Origin of the sequence: Flagellimonas marina (assembly GCF_042651185.1) — a bacterium.
Classification (GTDB): Bacteria; Bacteroidota; Bacteroidia; order Flavobacteriales; family Flavobacteriaceae; genus Flagellimonas; species Flagellimonas marina.
In genome coordinates, this window is record NZ_JBHSCL010000009.1 from 476,953 (window position 1) to 493,953 (window position 17,001).

General features: G+C 42.8%; 18 protein-coding genes. 3 read left to right on the forward strand and 15 right to left on the reverse strand.

What is annotated here, in order from left to right:
• Positions 1-23: 23 nt before the first annotated feature.
• Entirely contained in the window at positions 24-761 is a 738-nt protein-coding gene (locus tag ACFOWS_RS15975) for a lysophospholipid acyltransferase family protein (RefSeq protein ID WP_379766684.1), read from the reverse strand.
• A gap of 134 nt (positions 762-895) precedes the next feature.
• On the opposite strand from ACFOWS_RS15975, the gene trpS reads away from it, so the two are divergent.
• Entirely contained in the window at positions 896-1,864 is a 969-nt protein-coding gene (gene trpS / locus ACFOWS_RS15980; RefSeq protein ID WP_379766687.1) for a tryptophan--tRNA ligase, read from the forward strand.
• Between the two features lie 25 nt (positions 1,865-1,889).
• On the opposite strand, the gene dprA is transcribed toward trpS, so the two are convergent.
• Positions 1,890-2,996, reverse strand: coding sequence for a DNA-processing protein DprA (dprA, locus tag ACFOWS_RS15985; RefSeq protein ID WP_379766690.1), 1,107 nt, complete (start codon positions 2,994-2,996; stop codon positions 1,890-1,892).
• Positions 2,997-3,101: 105 nt separating this feature from the next.
• Here dprA and ACFOWS_RS15990 point away from each other — a divergent pair, with 105 nt between their 5' ends.
• Positions 3,102-4,046, forward strand: coding sequence for an HU domain-containing protein (locus ACFOWS_RS15990; RefSeq protein WP_379766693.1), 945 nt, complete (start codon positions 3,102-3,104; stop codon positions 4,044-4,046).
• Between the two features lie 59 nt (positions 4,047-4,105).
• The gene (locus ACFOWS_RS15995) at positions 4,106-4,618 is read left to right on the forward strand and encodes an acyl-CoA thioesterase (protein WP_366586045.1); all 513 of its coding nucleotides are present in this window, start codon (positions 4,106-4,108) and stop codon (positions 4,616-4,618) included.
• 166 nt (positions 4,619-4,784) lie between these two features.
• On the opposite strand, the gene ACFOWS_RS16000 is transcribed toward ACFOWS_RS15995, so the two are convergent.
• From ACFOWS_RS16000 to atpB, 13 genes are all read right to left on the reverse strand, one after another.
• A complete protein-coding gene (locus tag ACFOWS_RS16000) occupies positions 4,785-5,621 on the reverse strand; it encodes an aldo/keto reductase (protein ID WP_379766696.1) in 837 nt (278 codons plus the stop codon).
• A 3-nt stretch (positions 5,622-5,624) separates the two neighbouring features.
• Positions 5,625-6,854 (reverse strand): murein hydrolase activator EnvC family protein, encoded by a 1,230-nt coding sequence (locus tag ACFOWS_RS16005; RefSeq protein ID WP_379766699.1) that lies wholly within the window; start codon positions 6,852-6,854, stop codon positions 5,625-5,627.
• Between the two features lies 1 nt (position 6,855).
• The gene (locus ACFOWS_RS16010) at positions 6,856-7,641 is read right to left on the reverse strand and encodes a DUF4292 domain-containing protein (RefSeq protein ID WP_379766702.1); all 786 of its coding nucleotides are present in this window, start codon (positions 7,639-7,641) and stop codon (positions 6,856-6,858) included.
• Between the two features lie 2 nt (positions 7,642-7,643).
• Entirely contained in the window at positions 7,644-8,564 is a 921-nt protein-coding gene (locus tag ACFOWS_RS16015) for a tetratricopeptide repeat protein (RefSeq protein ID WP_379766705.1), read from the reverse strand.
• A gap of 29 nt (positions 8,565-8,593) precedes the next feature.
• Positions 8,594-9,610 carry a sugar phosphate nucleotidyltransferase gene (locus ACFOWS_RS16020; RefSeq protein ID WP_379766708.1) on the reverse strand — a complete coding sequence of 339 codons (1,017 nt, stop codon included), beginning with the start codon at positions 9,608-9,610 and terminating at the stop codon, positions 8,594-8,596.
• Positions 9,611-9,718: 108 nt separating this feature from the next.
• On the reverse strand, positions 9,719-10,153 hold the full coding sequence (dut, locus tag ACFOWS_RS16025; RefSeq protein ID WP_379766711.1) for a dUTP diphosphatase: 435 nt from the start codon (positions 10,151-10,153) through the stop codon (positions 9,719-9,721).
• Positions 10,143-11,612, reverse strand: coding sequence for a lipopolysaccharide biosynthesis protein (locus tag ACFOWS_RS16030; RefSeq protein WP_379766714.1), 1,470 nt, complete (start codon positions 11,610-11,612; stop codon positions 10,143-10,145). The genes dut and ACFOWS_RS16030 overlap by 11 nt, the downstream gene beginning before the upstream one ends.
• A 190-nt stretch (positions 11,613-11,802) precedes the next feature.
• The gene (gene atpG / locus ACFOWS_RS16035; protein WP_379766717.1) at positions 11,803-12,663 is read right to left on the reverse strand and encodes an ATP synthase F1 subunit gamma; all 861 of its coding nucleotides are present in this window, start codon (positions 12,661-12,663) and stop codon (positions 11,803-11,805) included.
• A 102-nt stretch (positions 12,664-12,765) separates the two neighbouring features.
• Positions 12,766-14,346, reverse strand: coding sequence for a F0F1 ATP synthase subunit alpha (atpA, locus tag ACFOWS_RS16040; RefSeq protein WP_379766720.1), 1,581 nt, complete (start codon positions 14,344-14,346; stop codon positions 12,766-12,768).
• Positions 14,347-14,348: 2 nt separating this feature from the next.
• Complete coding sequence (gene atpH, locus ACFOWS_RS16045; protein ID WP_379766722.1) at positions 14,349-14,888, reverse strand: ATP synthase F1 subunit delta; 540 nt, start codon at positions 14,886-14,888, stop codon at positions 14,349-14,351.
• Positions 14,889-14,973: 85 nt separating this feature from the next.
• Positions 14,974-15,474 (reverse strand): F0F1 ATP synthase subunit B, encoded by a 501-nt coding sequence (locus tag ACFOWS_RS16050; protein ID WP_379766725.1) that lies wholly within the window; start codon positions 15,472-15,474, stop codon positions 14,974-14,976.
• 86 nt (positions 15,475-15,560) lie between these two features.
• Entirely contained in the window at positions 15,561-15,752 is a 192-nt protein-coding gene (atpE, locus tag ACFOWS_RS16055; RefSeq protein WP_045801726.1) for an ATP synthase F0 subunit C, read from the reverse strand.
• A 102-nt stretch (positions 15,753-15,854) separates the two neighbouring features.
• On the reverse strand, positions 15,855-16,991 hold the full coding sequence (gene atpB, locus ACFOWS_RS16060; RefSeq protein ID WP_379766728.1) for a F0F1 ATP synthase subunit A: 1,137 nt from the start codon (positions 16,989-16,991) through the stop codon (positions 15,855-15,857).
• Positions 16,992-17,001: the final 10 nt, after the last annotated feature.

Here is a 17,001-nt window from a genome sequence, read left to right on the forward strand (position 1 = left end):
CTTCGCTTGCCTCTACTAGCAATTTACACATGGGTAAGCTCCTTTAAAATTACACCCCTAACTTCTTCGCGCAGCGTAGACTTATCTTCCTCGCCTAAAATACCCGTTTCAAAGAATTGATGCACCTTTGCCCGGACGCGTCCAGGCCCACCACTAAAAAAAGAAAATGAAAATCGTTTTTTGTTATCATAAAACGTAATGGGCACCACGGGAATCTTGTGGGCAATTGCCATTTTAAAAGCACCGTCCTTGAACGCATCCAAGACAACGTGTTCTTCGGGAACGCCGCCCTCTGGAAATATACAAATGCTCAGGCCTTGGTCTAGTCTTCGCTGCGCGCGTCGGTACACCCCGGTCCTACTTTTTACATCTTCCCTATCGACCATAATACAGACCCGCTTGTAAAAAAACCCGAAAATGGGGATTTTTACCAATTCCTTTTTACCTACAAACACAAAGGGGTTATTGCTCACCAAAAGCATCAACATAATGTCCAACATACTGGTATGGTTGGCCACCAACATGTAGCTTTTGCCTTTTTCCATACGTTGTTCGCGCTTTATTTGAGGAAAACATCCCATGCCGTACAATATGGGCCTGGCCCAAAAATTTCGAGCCATCCAAAAAAATTGGGGGTACGTATGTTCGGAAAAGGTCAAGAGCAACAAAATAGGAAAAAACACCAGAATAGGAATGGCTACAAGCAAATAAAACCAAACCCGGTACAAAACCTGACCTATGCTTTTTAAGATATGCAGCATGGGCTAAAAGTAACTTTTTTAGATGGTATTGAAAATAAAGTGCACCCATCCTTCGACAAAAGACTTAAAACTAGCTATTTCAACTTCTTTTTTTATAGGCTACGGATGCTTACTTTTACGGGCAAAAATTAAGCATGGCCCGAATTCTGACCGGAATCCAAAGTACAGGAACGCCCCACTTGGGAAATATCTTGGGAGCTATTAAACCTGCCATTGCAATGGCACAAGATCCCAAAAACGATTCATTTCTTTTTATTGCGGATATGCATTCCCTAACCCAAATAAAAGACGGGGAACTTTTGCGAAACAATACCTACGCCATTGCTTCGGCTTGGTTGGCTTTTGGGTTAGATATTGACAAAACGGTTTTTTATCGCCAGAGCGATGTACCACAGACCGCTGAACTGGCTTGGTATCTCAGTTGTTTTTTCCCCTACCAACGATTGACGTTGGCCCACTCATTTAAGGATAAGGCAGACCGGTTGGAAGATGTCAATGCCGGACTATTCACCTACCCCATGCTTATGGCCGCGGATATTTTGTTGTACGATGCGGATATTGTTCCCGTAGGGAAAGACCAGCTCCAACATTTGGAAATGACCCGCGATGTGGCCGCGCGTTTCCATAACCAAATGGGAGAAACCTTTGTGATGCCAGAGGCCAAAGTACATGAAGAGACCATGTATGTTCCTGGAACTGATGGCGAAAAAATGAGCAAGAGTCGGAGTAATCTCATCAACATTTTTCAGCCGGATAAACCCTTGCGCAAACAAATCATGGGCATTGTTACCGACAGTACGCCCATGGAAGAGCCCAAAGACCCGAGCAATGACAATGTATTTGCCTTATACAAATTATTGGCGTCGCAAGAACAGATTGAAGAGATGAGTGCCAATTATTTAGCGGGGAATTACGGTTACGGACATGCAAAGCAAGCTTTGTACGAAGTGATTTTGCAGAAGTTTGAAGAGCCCCGCGAAAAATTTGATTACTACATGAACCACCTCAATGAAGTGGATGAAGCCCTCGCCGTTGGTGCTGAAAAAGCCAAAAAAGTGGCCAACGGGGTTTTGGATCGCGTACGGGAGAAGTTGGGGTATTAATTGCTCATTGTTTATTGTTCACTGTTTAAATCGCTTCAAACAGTTTACCGGGCAATGGCCGGATCACGCCCTTCATTTCCATGCCCAATAAAGTGGAAGAGGTTTTAAAAATGGGCAAATTACATTCCAAAGCCACGGTGTCCAGTAGTTGTTTACCGTTCAATTGCAGGTATGAGTAGATTGACTGTTCTGTTTCATCCAATTCGATGAACAACTGCTTTTGCACCGAAGATTCCTCCTTATTTTCTTCCAAATCCCATCCCAAAAGATAGATTAACTCTGCCGCTGAGGTCAGTAAATGGGCTTTTTGCCGTTTAATTAGATCATTGCAGCCCTTACTGAACTTGTCCGTGCACCTTCCAGGAACAGCAAACACCTCCCGGTTGTACCCATTGGCCAAATCTGCGGTGACCAAACTGCCTCCTTTTTCCGCGGATTCAACTACAAGCGTAGCTTCACTCATTCCAGCTATGATTCGGTTGCGTTTCAGGAAGTTTTCCCGGTCTGGATTGCTGGTGCTCCAAAATTCCGTGAGAAACCCACCGTTTTGTTCCATTTTCGAGGCAAATTTTTTGTGTGCCTTCGGATAAATCTGATTTAATCCATGGGCCAAGCAGGCAATGGTTTGCAATCCGCGGTTCATAGCTGCTTTTTGAATGGTAATGTCCACCCCATAGGCAAGGCCGCTCACAATAATGGGGTCAAGTGGCGCTATTTCCTCAATAAATGCTTCACAAAATGTGCTGCCATAATTGGTAATGTTCCGGGTACCTACCACACTGATAATTCTTTTTTGATTGAGATTCATGTTTCCCCGTTGAAACAACAAAATGGGCGCATCCGGACAATGCTTCAAAAAATAGGGATATCCATCATCCATAAAATAGGAAATGGCAATATTTTCCTTACATAGGAATTGATATTCGGCTTCAGCTTCATCCAAATAGACAGCATCTTTGAGTCCGTTCAAGGTGAATCGGCCTATGCCATCAATTTTTAAAAGGTGTTGAATTTTATCCTCAAAAACAGCCGTTGGACTGCCGCAATGTGCAATCAGTTTTTTTGCCGTAACATCGCCAATATTTGGGATGGCCTGCAAGCGCAGCGCTGCAATAATTTCAGGTTCAGTCATTTGATTTGGGCGTCAAAGTTGTCCACAAAGTACAGCTTTTCAAATGTTAATAAAAAGTTATCCTGCTTATTTTGTGCTCTTGCTTTTTTTACAATATTTGTGGCTATGCGGATTGATTCTTACATCGAAAAATTGCTGTTTGATTATAACTGTGTCGTGGTTCCGGGTTTTGGGGCTTTCTTGGCGCATGGGAAATCTGCAGAAATTGATACAGTTACCAATACCCTGATTCCTCCTTCAAAATCCATTTCCTTCAATGCCCAATTATCCAAAAATGATGGGTTATTGGTGTCACATATTGCCAAGGAAAAAAAACTGGGCTATGAGGAACTGCTCCAAGAAGTGGAAAATGTTGCCGAGGATTGGAACAAAAGATTGGAGCTTGGTGAAAGTCTGGAACTTTTTGGAATTGGAAAGCTTTGGCTGAACCGTGAACAGCGTATTCAGTTTCAACCAGAGAACCGGGTCAATTATTTAACTTCTTCATTTGGATTGTCCTCTTTTGCCGCTACGCCCATCCAGCGTGAGGTCTTGAAAGAAGAGGTTGAAGAGTTGGAGGAGAAGATTCCGTTTATCATCACACCAGAAAAACGCGAAGAAACATATTTCCGACCATGGTTGAAGTACGCGGCCATCTTCCTTTTGGCCATTTCTTTGGGTGTAACTTCATACCGAACCTATGGCGATTTGAAACAGAAAGAAGTCGCCGCACAGCAAGATGCCCAACAAGAGGTTTCCCGATTGATTCAGGAAGCGACTTTCTTTGAAAGTGATCCTTTGGAACTTCCGGCCATCAGCATCAATGTCAGCAAAAAACAATTGGGCAAACACCATGTTATTGCTGGTGCTTTCCGCATGGAAGAAAATGCTGAAAAACGGGTTGCCCAACTCAAGGAAAAAGGGTACAGCGCATTTTACTTGGGGGCCAACAAATATGGGCTACACCAAGTGGCTTATGACAGTTTTGAGGATCCTAAAGATGCCTTGGTCTTTTTGAGAAAGGTAAAAGCTACTGAATCCCGTGATGCGTGGTTGCTTTCTGAGAAATAAGCCCACTTTTCTTTAAAACGATACTACACTTCAATATCTTTGCGCAAAATTTCTAAGGTATGCGCGCTAAAACTCCCAGTGAATCACGCACGGTAATGACCGATTTGGTACTGCCCAGTGAAACCAATCCCTTGAACAATCTTTTTGGTGGCGAACTCTTGGCCCGAATGGACCGTGCTGCGAGTATTTCGGCCCGTAGACACAGTCGTAGGATTACGGTGACCGCTTCGGTGAACCATGTGGCTTTTAATCGCGCTGTACCCCTGGGAAGTGTGGTAACTGTTGAAGCTGCTGTTTCACGAGCGTTCAATACATCAATGGAAATCTTTATTGATGTTTGGATCGAGGACCGTTTTACTGGAGAGCGTACCAAGGCCAATGAGGCTATTTATACCTTTGTAGCTGTAGATGATACCGGAAAGCCTACTGAAGTCCCTCCTTTGGAGCCTGAGACCGATTTGGAAAAGGAACGTTATGCTGCTGCATTGCGCCGCAAACAACTGAGCTTGGTTCTTGCCGGAAAATTGAAGCCTTCCGATGCCACCGAGCTGAAGGCGTTATTTACCTCATAAGGTGAGGCTCTGTTGATGTTTATTTATTTGTAGACGTTTCCTGTTGTCACCTCGAGCGCAGTCGAGAGGTATTTTTGCTTTCGCTCAAAATGAGGTCTCGACTGCGCTCGACCTGACACTCGGCGAATAAGAGCTAAAGACAACTCAGGAAAATGCTTATCAATCTTTAAAAATCAAAGTTGTCGGGGTCGGGGCCAAACCGTTTGCCACGGTCCAAGCCATCCAATAATTGTACATCTTCCTCACTAAGTTCAAAATCAAAAAGGTCTGCATTGGCTATAATGCGATTCTTTTTGGAAGATTTTGGGATAGTAACCACTCCTTTTTGAAGATCCCATCTCAAGACAATCTGGGCAATGGTTTTATTGTACTTTGCCGCCAAGTCCTTCATTACATCCAGATCAAAAATATTGCCCTGCATTAATGGGGACCAAGCTTCATATTGAATCCCTTTTTCAGCACAGAAATCAAGTAACCCCTGCTGAACCAAATACGGATGGAATTCCATTTGATTTACCATTGGAACTATTTCTGCGGAAGTCAACAAGTCTTCTAAATGGTGCCGTAAAAAGTTGCTCACACCAATGGCCCGTATCCGCTTTTCCTTGTACAATTTCTCCAAGGCCCTCCAAGTGTCTTTATAAAGTCCTTCCTTGGGCCAATGCACAAGATACAGGTCGAGATAATCCGTTCCCAATCGATTTAGGCTGGCGTCAAAAGCTTTTAAGGTAGAATCATATCCTTGATCTGTATTCCAGACCTTGCTTACCAAAAAAACGTCTTTACGATCCACATTGCTTTCCCTGATACCTGTTCCTACACCTTCCTCATTATTGTAAATAGCTGCTGTATCAATGTGTCGATATCCATGGTTAAGAGCATCCTTTACCGCATGGATAACTTCATTACCGTCTTTGGACAGATAGACCCCTAGCCCAAAATAGGGCATTTGGACTCCGTTGTGTAATTCAAATGTTCCTTGTAGGTCTGTAATTTTTTTCATGTGTTACAATTGATATATCCAATCCTCAGGATTCAGTCGATTGGAATCTTGATACAAATAGAATTTCATTTTCGTAGTGCCATCAGACCGATTGGTATTTATCTCGCCTAAAGCCTCCTTGGCGGCCACTTTAGCCCCTTTCTCAACGTATAATGTAGACAAATTATAATAGGTGCTGATATAATTTCCATGTTTTAAGGCCACGGCCCTTCCGCCTCCCGGTACAGAGAATATGGCAATTACTTCTCCTTCGAAAATGGCCCTTGCCTTACCCCCTTTGTCAGTTGTGATAGTTACGCCATTGTTACGGTGTTTGATCCCAGGATATAATTTATCCGCGTACTCCCCGTATCCTTGGCTCTTAATTCCCTTTTCTACCGGCCAAATGAGTCGACCTTTGTTGGCCGAAAAGTTATCTGCCACCAATTTTGCTTCTGGAGTAAGCGCAAATTTGGCGCTACTCGTGCTGGTCTTCCCTGAGCTTTTATTGGAGCTGGCTATGGCCGTTCTAATTAATCGTTCAATTTCCCTTTCAATTCTTCGGGCTTCTTTTTGTTTATCAGCTATAGCGGCACTGTACCGTGCTTCATTTTGTCGGACACTTCTTAAAAGGTCTCTTTGGGATTCCACTTCTTTGGACAGCTCGTTTTTTGCTTTGGTATTTTCGGCTACAAGCTGATCCTTTTGCTTTCGTTGCTCCACCAAATCCTTATTTAGTTGGGCCAACTCCTCCGTTTTCTTTATAATCCCTTCACCTTGCTTTTTTCTATGTTTGGCATATTGTTGCATATACTGCAATCGTTTGAACGCCTGAAAGAAGTTCTCTGCGGATAGCAAAAACATCAATCTATTGTTTTGGGACTTATTTTGATATGTCTTTTGAATAAGATTGGCATAATCCTCCTTTAGAATCTTTAAATCTTCCCGAAGCTTACTAATGTTTCTGATATTGACATTGATTTGCCTGTTGAGCAAATTGGATTGTTGGTTGGTCACCCGAATCAACTCTTGACGGACATTTATTCTGTTGTCCAACGCCTCCATTTGATCCAAAATAGTACCCTTTTCTTTGCGTTCGGCAAAGAGCAATCTATTGATTTCCTTGATTTCTTCCTGTAATCGCTCTCGCTTGGCTTCCAACGCCTTCTGCTCACTGGTTTGCGCGTTGCCAGAAAACGAAACAAGAAATATAATAATCAGATAATAAAGACAATATGAATTCTTATTTATCATATTACTTTAATGTAATTTTATCAAATCCTTTAGGTACTTTATAGGGGAAACTCATGGATTTGTTCAATTCCAAGTTACGAAAACTGAGGTTTATATTGGTCAACTCCCCCTTATCCTCGGCCAAAATCTTAATTTCCTCCGGCAGTACATTTCCAGAAACATTCTGATAGGTATATTTTGCTTCAAACTTTCGCAAGCTATCAGGTTGGGAAACTTGCTGCGTTGCTATTTTAAAGTTCCTGGGTTCAACTTGAAATAGAATCTTAAACAAATCCCTGGCCTTTTTTGGTTTCAGTTGGTAATTCCCCTCAGCAACGGATGAAACAAATTTTTCCTTTCTTAAATCAAACACCGCATTCCCTAATAGTAGGTTCTGGACTTTCTCAAAATCCAACTCCGTTCCTAAAACATGACTCAAATAACTGAAGTCACCATCAAAATATTCATTCTGTAACTTGTTATAAAAGGACACTTTACTTGGTGTTATGTGTGCCTTCACCATTCCGAGGGGTGCACTCATCCAAATCACTTTATCTTTTTCCATCCTTAAGCTGACATTAACGCCCTGACTTTCATCTCCATTTACATAATCAATTTTAATTCGCCCACTTAGGGTTTTGAATTTGGTCTGATTGGTATAGTGATTATCGATGATATTTTTGGCGGACATGCGTGCATCTGCTTCACCTCCTGTGACCGTCTTGGTGCTTTTACATGCACCCAGACAAAAAATCAGTGCCGTCATTGTCAAAAACCGAATCTGCTTTCCCATATTTCTTGACCCCATCCTCATAGTCCCGGTTTAATTTTATTTAAATATTCATTCGCTTTTGATATGTTGCCGATGCTTGTATAGGCTTTAGACAGCTCACCAAACATTTTATTCGCCAATTGACCATCATCCAAAAGATAATCCAGCCCACTTTCCAACACTTCAATAGCTTTATTGGGTTTTTCGGTGTTGTTCAGTGCTGTTCCGTAGGCGTAATAAAAATAGGGTTGCATTGGATAGGAATCCAAAGCCTCTTTGGAAACGGTCAATGCCTGATTAAAATCAGACTTTGAAAAGAGCTCTTCTATCTGTGACCGATATTGGGCAGTGGGATGATTGGATTCCTTCTTTTCCTTCACTGCGACTGAAATCACTTTTTTCTCTTCTTTTTGTTGAAGGGAATCATTGATTTTTGAAGTCAACTCTTCAACAAATTTGGAGCTTCCTAAACCATTCAAAACTTTGAGAGCGTCATCGTATTTTCGCATTTTGAAATAACCCAACGCCAAATTCTGCCGCAATTTTTGATTGTCAAAAGGGATATCCTGTTTAACCGCTTCAAACGGAATGCTTCCTTGATCTAGAACATGGAGAAGGTTGTCTAAATACCAAAAATCGGTGGGCTCTGCATTGAGGGCCTTAACGGCATATTCCTGCGCAAGTACGTGCTGCTTATCCAGCGCATAGGCCTTTGCCAATTCGTAATCCACCACACTGTTGGATGGGTCCAATTGCTTGCAATTCAATAATAAATCTATGGCGCGATCGTAGTTTTGGATGCCTTTTTGCTTTAAGGCCTCAAAGAAATTTTCCTGAAACTCATCGGTATATTCTTCAAGATATACTTCGGCGCTTTCCTGTTCTTCTTGGGCATAGCTAGGGCAGTATGTCAACGCCGACACAACCATGCATACCCCAAAAAGAAACTTTCCATTCATACCATCCCAAACATCATTGTATCAAAAACCTATTCCAAAACAGAATAATCGCCAATGCTTATGGTTTCAAAATTACCATTAAAAACAACATGATTGCCAATCATGGCGTTGTCCAAATTGGCATTGTAAATTTTGCTGTTGCTTTGGATAAGGCTGTTCTTAATGGTTGAATTCTCCAAAACTGTATTTGACCCCACTGAAACATAAGGCCCCACAGTTGTATTTTTTATCACTACGTTTTCCCCAATAAAGCAAGGTTCAATAATGTTTGCATTTTCTTGTTTCACGGAACTGGAAATGAGAGTTTCCCCATCCTTTTCCAAAAAATCCAACATCCGCTGGTTGGTCTCCACGGTCACATTTTTGTTCCCGCAGTCCATCCATTCATCCACTTTTCCGGGAACAAATTTCATGCCCTTTTCCATCATGCGGGTAATGCCATCATTGATTTGGTACTCTCCACCGTGGGTGATTTGGTTATCCAAAACATATTGAAGTTCGTTTTTAAGGACCCCCACATCTTTAAAGTAGTAAATGCCAATCACGGCCAAATCGGAAACAAACTCCTTTGGTTTTTCTACCAGCTCCACAATTTGGTTTTGCTCGCTCAATTTTACCACACCATAGGCTTCTGGTTGCTCCACTTGTTTTACCCAAATAACGCTGTCCGCAGATTTGTCCAGATCAAAATCAGCCCGAATCAAAGTATCTGCATAGGCGATTACAGCAGGTCCGTTCAACGATTCCTTGGCGCTCATAATGGCATGCCCGGTTCCCAAAGGTTGGTCTTGACGGTAAATAGAGCCTTTTGCGCCCAGTTCTTTTGCCAATTCCATTAAACTTTCCACAACATCATCGCCAAAAAAAGCGGGGTCGCCCAAAATAAAGGCCACTTCCTCAATGGGTTCACCCAGCACTTTCGCAATATCACTTACCAATCGGTGTACAATAGGTTTTCCCGCAACGGGAATCAATGGTTTTGGAACGGTTAAGGTGTGTGGTCGTAATCGGGAACCTCTTCCCGCCATGGGTACGATTATTTTCATAGAAATGCCCGCGGAGGCGGGTATCTTTTAAAGTTATACTCTATTTAAAATGGTCTCGACTGCGCCTGTCTGCCGACAAAGGCATGCTCCACCTGTCATTGCTTAATTCTACTTGGTCCCTGTACTCCCAAATCCACCAGCTCCCCTATCGGTTTCTGAAAGGGATTCCACTTCTTCCCATTCGGCGCGCTCGTGCTTGGCAATCACCATTTGGGCTATGCGTTCACCATTCTCCACTATGAATGCTTCGGAAGAAAGGTTTACCAAAATCACACCCACCTCTCCGCGGTAATCCGCATCAATGGTTCCAGGGGCATTGAGAACCGATATTCCCTTTTTTGCTGCCAGACCGCTTCGTGGGCGTACTTGAGCTTCAAAACCAATGGGCAGTTCCATAAAAATTCCTGTGGGGACAATGGCCCGCTCCAAGGGTTTTAATACAATCGGGGAGTCAATATTGGCCCTTAAATCCATTCCTGCCGAAGCCAAGGTTTCGTAATGGGGCAGTGTATGGTTCGACTTGTTAATGATCTTAATCTTCACGCTTTAAAAATATGCTTCTTAAATTTTCACCTTCCATTCTGTAAATCAATCCCAAAAATAACAAAAGAAGTAGGCTGCCCGCTATTAAATTTCTATTAAAAACGTAGAATGAAAGTGCGGAAAAGAGAATTGAAACGGAAAGGTAGAACACAATTTTACGCATATTATAGGGTATTGGGTAGTATTTTCTTCCGAAGAAATAGGACAATAACATCATACTACCATATGCAGCCAAGGTGGCCAGGGCAGAGGCCATATATCCAATCTTTGGAATGAGCCCTATGTTGATGATCAAGGTAATCAATGCGCCGATGGATGAAATATAGGCCCCAAACTTGGTCTGGTCCGTTACTTTGTACCAAACGGATAGATTGTGATAAATGCCCAAGCAAAAACTGCCCAACAGAATAATCGGCACAACATCAAGGGCTTCCCAGTAAATTGGGTTTCTAATCAAAAGTTTACCCAAAACATCTATATAGGCCACAACCCCCAAGAGGATGATACTTCCAAGAATTACAAAGTAATTGGTAATCTGCGCATAGGTCCTTTCCGGTTTTTCGGTTTTGGCATGACTGAAGAAAAAGGGCTCAACTCCCATACGGAAGGCCGTTCCGAACAGTGTCATGAACAACGCCAATTTGTAGCATGCCCCATATTTTCCAACTTCGGACTCCGCAATGTCCGCAGGCAATATTTCGGTCAGTAAAATCTTGTCCAGCACTTCATTGACCGTAAATGCCACTCCTGCCACCATTACAGGACCCGCATATTTTAGCATTTGCTTCCAAAGAATGGAGTCGAATAGATACGGAACCTTAAAATAGCTGGGGAGTAAAATCAACAGGGTAATGCCGCTGGCGATGACATTTGAAATCAGCACATAATGAATTTCCCAGTTCTCCTTATATATGGCATCGAAGAATCCGGACTGGTTTTCCAAGGCCATTTTGGGCAAAACAAGCAGGAAAAAGATATTAAAGGCCAAGTTTATAGCCACATTGATGGTTTTTAACACCGCATATTTCATCGGTTTTTCCTGTGCCCTTAACAAGGCAAATGGAACAATGACCAAGGCATCCAACACCAAGATAAAAGTGGTAAACTTTATATAATCCACATTGATGTTGGTAACTTCGGACAACCATTGCTTTACGGACAGCGCAACAATCAAAAACAAAAGGGATGAGGCCAAAAGTGAAATCAACGAGGTGGATATTATGCTTTTCTTGTCCTCAGATTTATGGTAGAACCTGAAAAAGGCGGTCTCCATACCATAAGCCAAAAAGACGTTGAATATGGCAATCCAAGCATAGATGTTGGTGTACTGCCCATAGCCCGCAGCGTTTTCAAAAACAGCTGTGTACAGTGGTAACAGGAAAAAGGAAATGACCCGCGGCATCACCGTGGCCAGTCCATAAATAAAAGTCTGTTTAAAAAGCCTTTTTAGCGGGTTCAATAGGTGTATTCTCTTTTAAAACCTTTAATGGTGCCCACAAGTTACATAAAACGCTTTAGTCCAAATACGGTAAAAAGGTATGAGGACAAAAAAAGCCGCTTTAATAGCGGCTCTTTATATTTTTAAAGTGTAATCCTATTAGTTGTTCAACGCTTCCGCATTGGAATATTTAGCCTCACATATGTTCGGCTTAATTGTTCAATGCCTCAGCACCACCAACAATTTCCAAGATTTCGTTGGTAATGGCAGCTTGACGTGCTTTGTTGTACGTCAATTTAAGTTCATCTCTAAGTTCAGAAGCATTGTCCGTTGCTTTGTGCATGGCCGTCATCCGAGCACCGTGCTCACTGGCAAACGAATCGCGGATAGCTTTGTACAACTGGGTCTTCAATGATTTAGGAATCAATTGCTCTACAATCTCTGCCTTTGAAGGCTCAAAAATGTAATCAGAAACGCTAGAAGCGTTCTCTTCAGAAATAGCGATAGGCAAAAACTGCTCGGTCATTACAATCTGTGTGGCCGCGTTCTTGAACTTGTTGTACACCAAATCGATTCGGTCATATTTGCCTTCTGTAAATTGGTCCATCAAAAATTGGGCAATCTCAGCAACATTATCAAAAGTCAAATCATCAAAAACACCACTGTGATTGGCCACAACAGTATTCTTTTTACGAAGAATATCGTTGGCTTTCTTCCCGATTGTAACAAAATCCACCTGCTTTCCAGCATACGTTTGTCCTACCAAGGTGCGACTCTGTTTGATGATATTGGAATTGAACGCTCCACACAAACCTCGGTTGGAAGTGATAGCTACCACCAAAACCTTGTTTACGGGTCTGCTGTCCGCAAATGCACTACCGGCATCGCCATCCAAACTGGCACTAAGCCCTTGCAACAACTCCGTAAGTTTGTCTGCATAAGGACGCATGGCCGTAATGGCATCTTGGGCTTTCTTCAGTTTAGCAGCAGAAACCATTTTCATGGCACTGGTAATCTGCATCGTTGAAGAGATGGTTGTGATCCTATTCCGTATTTCCTTTAGATTTGCCATTTTCTTATTTGTCATTCCGCACTTGATGCGGAATCTTTTTGGTTATGGATTCCCGCTTCCCTTCGACTGCGCTCAGGGTGACAGCGGGAATGACAATTCTTATTATGCTCTGTATTTTCCCGAAAGATCCTTAGCAACCGCTGTTAACGTATCGGTAACCTCATCAGTCAATTTACCGGCCTTTAGGCTATCCAATACGTCTCTGTGCTTCGCGTTCAAGAACTCCAAGAAGTCTCTTTCAAATTCTTTTACTTTATCCACAGGAACATCACGCAACAAGTTCTTGGAACCTGCAAAGATGATGGCCACCTGATCTTCAACGGTGAAGGGATCATTTTGACCTTGTTTCAAGATCTCCACGTTTCTACGTCCTTTTTCAATGACGTTCAAGGTAGCTGCATCCAAATCGGAACCGAACTTGGCAAACGCTTCCAATTCACGGAACTGGGCTTGGTCCAATTTCAAGGTACCGGCCACTTTCTTCATGGACTTAATTTGTGCGGAACCACCCACACGAGATACGGAGATACCCACGTTGATCGCAGGACGGACCCCTTGGTTGAACAAATCCTGCTCCAAGAATATCTGACCATCGGTAATGGAAATTACGTTGGTTGGGATATAGGCAGAAACGTCACCTGCTTGGGTTTCAATAATGGGCAATGCCGTCAATGAACCGCCACCTTTTACCATAGGCTTCAACACCTCTGGAAGGTCGTTCATGTCCTTGGCAATATCATCATCTGCAATCACTTTTGCAGCACGCTCCAACAGTCTTGAGTGCAAGTAGAAAACGTCACCAGGATACGCTTCACGCCCCGGAGGTCTACGCAACAACAAGGATACTTCACGATAGGCAACGGCTTGTTTTGACAAATCATCATAGATAATCAAAGCAGGACGACCTGTATCCCTGAAGTATTCACCAATCGCTGCACCAGCAAAAGGGGCATATACCTGCATAGGAGCAGGGTCTGATGCGTTGGCCGCAACAATAGTGGTGTAGGCCAAAGCTCCCCTATCCTCCAAAGTCTTTGCGATGGCAGCAACAGTAGATGCTTTCTGACCAACGGCCACATAGATACAGTAAACCGGCTCACCAGCATCGTAAAATTCTTTTTGGTTCAAGATGGTATCAATACAAACGGTGGTTTTACCAGTTTGCTTGTCACCAATCACCAACTCCCTTTGTCCACGACCTACAGGAATCATAGCATCAATCGCCTTGATACCCGTCTGCAATGGCTCGTTTACGGGTTGTCTATAAATAACACCTGGCGCTTTACGCTCCAAAGGCATCTCATAGGTTTCGCCAGCGATAGGACCTTTACCATCGATAGGGTTACCCAAGGTATCCACCACACGGCCAACAATTCCCTCACCCACTTTAATGGATGCGATACGTTGTGTTCTTTTTACGGTAGCTCCTTCCACAATCTCTTTGGATGGACCCAACAAAACCACACCTACGTTATCTTCCTCAAGGTTAAGAACGATACCTTCCATGCCTCCATCAAACTCCACAAGCTCCCCGTACTGGGCATTGGAAAGTCCGTACACACGGGCAATACCATCCCCTACTTGCAATACGGTACCTACTTCATCCAAAGAAGCGGTAGCCTCAAAACCTGATAACTGTTTTTTCAAAATTGCTGATACCTCAGCGGCTTTTACTCCTGCCATTTTTATAGACTATTTGTAAATTCTCTTTTTAAACTGTTCAATTTGTTTGCGATGCTGGCATCATACTGTAAATCGCCAACGCGCAATACAAATCCACCAATAATGCTTTCGTCAATCTTGTTCTCTATAGTGACCTTGTTCCCGGTGATCTTGCTTACCTCGGCCAATACTTTCTTTTCCAAATCAGCGGTCAAGGGAACGGCGGTGGTCACGTAGGCAACATCTTCACCTTTCAACTTTTCATGAAGGATGATGTACTTAAAGGCCACTTCCTGCAACATGGCCACCCTTTTGTTGCCAATCAATGTTTCGATAAGGCCTTTGGTGATTTCCGAAGAATCCTTGAAAATTTCCAACAACGCATTTTTCTTCACCTCGCTTTTTACAACGGGACTGTCCAAAAGTTTCTTTAGATCATTACTTTCGGCAATTGTTGCAGAAATGGTTCGCATATCTTTTTCCACGGCATCTGCCGCTTTCTTTTCGATAGCGAAATCCAAGGTTGCTTTTGCGTAGCGTATGGCTGCCCTATTCTGATTCATATTTTTTAGGTTATTGGGTTAATGGTGAAAGGTTAAAGTTGAGCTTATTTCGCAACCGCACCTTAGCAAACCAATACCTTACTTTTTAATTCAATTTGATGTCGCCCAACATATCATCCACCAACTTCTGTTGTTTCTTCTTGTCGGACAATTCTTCTTTGATGACTTTTTCTGCGATTTCCAAGGAAAGGTTAGCTACTTGTGCTTTGATATCAGCAACAGCAGCTTTCTTTTCACTTTCGATGGTGGCCTGGGCCTGCTTGATCATTTTATCACCTTCAACTTTGGCCTGTTCTTTTGCTTCGGAAACGATTCCTTCCTTAAGCTCTCTAGCTTCTTTCAACAAGGCATCGCGCTCTGCTCTGGCCTCTTTCAACAATTTCTCGCTATCGGCAGTAACGTTCTGCATTTCCTTTTTGGCGGCATCGGCAGCATCCAAAGCATTTTTAATACCCTCTTCACGCTCATTTACCGCATTAAGGATAGGTTTCCATGCAAATTTGTACAAAAGGAACAGTAGCAATACAAACAAAAGCGTTTGCCAAAAAAACAGTCCCAACGAAAACTCTTCCAATAACTTTTCCATATCTGTGCTTTATTCTTGTGCTTTTAAACTAATACTGAAGCAAAAGCTGCAACCAACCGTTACAACTTTTGCTCTGTGTGTTTTGATTATACCGCAAAAAGAGCCGCAAAACCAATACCTTCAATCAACGCTGCTGCAATCAACATCGCTGTTTGGATTTTTCCGTAAGCTTCAGGCTGACGTGCAATGGCCTCCATAGCAGAACCACCGATTCTACCAATACCAAGACCTACACCGATAACTACCAAACCTGCACCTACCATTACTGGAATTTCCATATCTATCTAGTTTAAAAATTAAAAATTCAATTTAAAATAGCCCCTTCTCGATGGTTCCTTCGACTGTGCTCAGGATGACATCTCGAAGTGACAATACACTTCCTATAAATGTGCCAATTCTGGGTCATCTTCATGACCTTCAGCGTGATGGTCCTCGGAAGCAAATCCGAAGTACAACGCACTCAACATGGTGAAAATATAGGCTTGTAGCAACGCTACCAATACTTCAATCAATGAAATGGCAAAGGCCAGTCCGAAGGACAACGGGCTTCCTATCCAACTTTTAAAGATGAACATCAATCCGATCAAGCTCATCAATACAATGTGACCTGCCTGCATGTTTGCATACAAACGAATCAACAGGGAAAACGGCTTAATGAACAATCCCAACAATTCAATGGGCACCAATATAATGTACAATGGTATTTTTCCGTACCAAGGCAAAGAATCGCCCAATGGGTTGAACTGGTGCATCCAGTAATCCTTGGTTCCTGTGAAATTGGTGATCAAAAAGGTCAAAATGGCCAATGATGTGGTGATGGCGATGTTCCCGGTGACGTTTACGCCCAGCGGGGTCATCCCAAACATGTTCAAGAACCAGATAAAGAAAAAGATGGTCAACAAGAACGGCATATACTTTTTGTATCGCTTTTCGCCAATGTTGGGTCTTGCGATATCATCTCTTATATAAAGTACAATCGGCTCGAAAAAACGACCAGCCCCTGTTGGAATACCACCATTTTTGGCGTAGGATTTTGCCAAGCTGGTGAACAACCACAACATCAACAATCCCGTGATGATGATCATGACCACATTTTTGGTGATGGAAAAATCCAATGGTTTTACGTTTGTGGGATGGTGTTCCTCATCGTAATTGATGGTGCCTTCGGCATCCGTCTTGTATATTTTACCGTGGTAAAGCTTGTAGTAGTTACCGTCCACTTCGGCTAAAGTTTCGCCGTGATGGAATTTTGAAGAAGAGAAAACCTTCAACCCATCATCAATTAGAATAACGGGCAATGGGAAACCAACATATTTGTGCTCTCCGTTTTCTGTGGTGTAGGAAAACAAGGAAAAGTCGTGAGAATCTTGAAGGTGATGGGAAATGTACTCCTTAATTTCAGTCTTTAGGTCCTTGCCGTGTTCTTCCGTTTCGTGTTCCTGTTCTTTCGCAAAAGTTAACTGGGCCAACAATAGTGTTCCGACAAGAAGTAATCTCGTAAAAAAAGTCTTTCGCATTTCGCTCAAA

Coding starts and splice junctions, on each gene's coding strand:
- ACFOWS_RS15975 (WP_379766684.1), bottom strand. CDS start 761: ATGCTGCATATCTTAAAAAGCATAGGTCAGGTTTTGTACCGGGTTTGG.
- trpS (WP_379766687.1), top strand. CDS start 896: ATGGCCCGAATTCTGACCGGAATCCAAAGTACAGGAACGCCCCACTTG.
- dprA (WP_379766690.1), bottom strand. CDS start 2,996: ATGACTGAACCTGAAATTATTGCAGCGCTGCGCTTGCAGGCCATCCCA.
- ACFOWS_RS15990 (WP_379766693.1), top strand. CDS start 3,102: ATGCGGATTGATTCTTACATCGAAAAATTGCTGTTTGATTATAACTGT.
- ACFOWS_RS15995 (WP_366586045.1), top strand. CDS start 4,106: ATGCGCGCTAAAACTCCCAGTGAATCACGCACGGTAATGACCGATTTG.
- ACFOWS_RS16000 (WP_379766696.1), bottom strand. CDS start 5,621: ATGAAAAAAATTACAGACCTACAAGGAACATTTGAATTACACAACGGA.
- ACFOWS_RS16005 (WP_379766699.1), bottom strand. CDS start 6,854: ATGATAAATAAGAATTCATATTGTCTTTATTATCTGATTATTATATTT.
- ACFOWS_RS16010 (WP_379766702.1), bottom strand. CDS start 7,641: ATGGGGTCAAGAAATATGGGAAAGCAGATTCGGTTTTTGACAATGACG.
- ACFOWS_RS16015 (WP_379766705.1), bottom strand. CDS start 8,564: ATGAATGGAAAGTTTCTTTTTGGGGTATGCATGGTTGTGTCGGCGTTG.
- ACFOWS_RS16020 (WP_379766708.1), bottom strand. CDS start 9,610: ATGAAAATAATCGTACCCATGGCGGGAAGAGGTTCCCGATTACGACCA.
- atpG (WP_379766717.1), bottom strand. CDS start 12,663: ATGGCAAATCTAAAGGAAATACGGAATAGGATCACAACCATCTCTTCA.
- atpA (WP_379766720.1), bottom strand. CDS start 14,346: ATGGCAGGAGTAAAAGCCGCTGAGGTATCAGCAATTTTGAAAAAACAG.
- atpH (WP_379766722.1), bottom strand. CDS start 14,888: ATGAATCAGAATAGGGCAGCCATACGCTACGCAAAAGCAACCTTGGAT.
- ACFOWS_RS16050 (WP_379766725.1), bottom strand. CDS start 15,474: ATGGAAAAGTTATTGGAAGAGTTTTCGTTGGGACTGTTTTTTTGGCAA.
- atpE (WP_045801726.1), bottom strand. CDS start 15,752: ATGGAAATTCCAGTAATGGTAGGTGCAGGTTTGGTAGTTATCGGTGTA.
- atpB (WP_379766728.1), bottom strand. CDS start 16,991: ATGCGAAAGACTTTTTTTACGAGATTACTTCTTGTCGGAACACTATTG.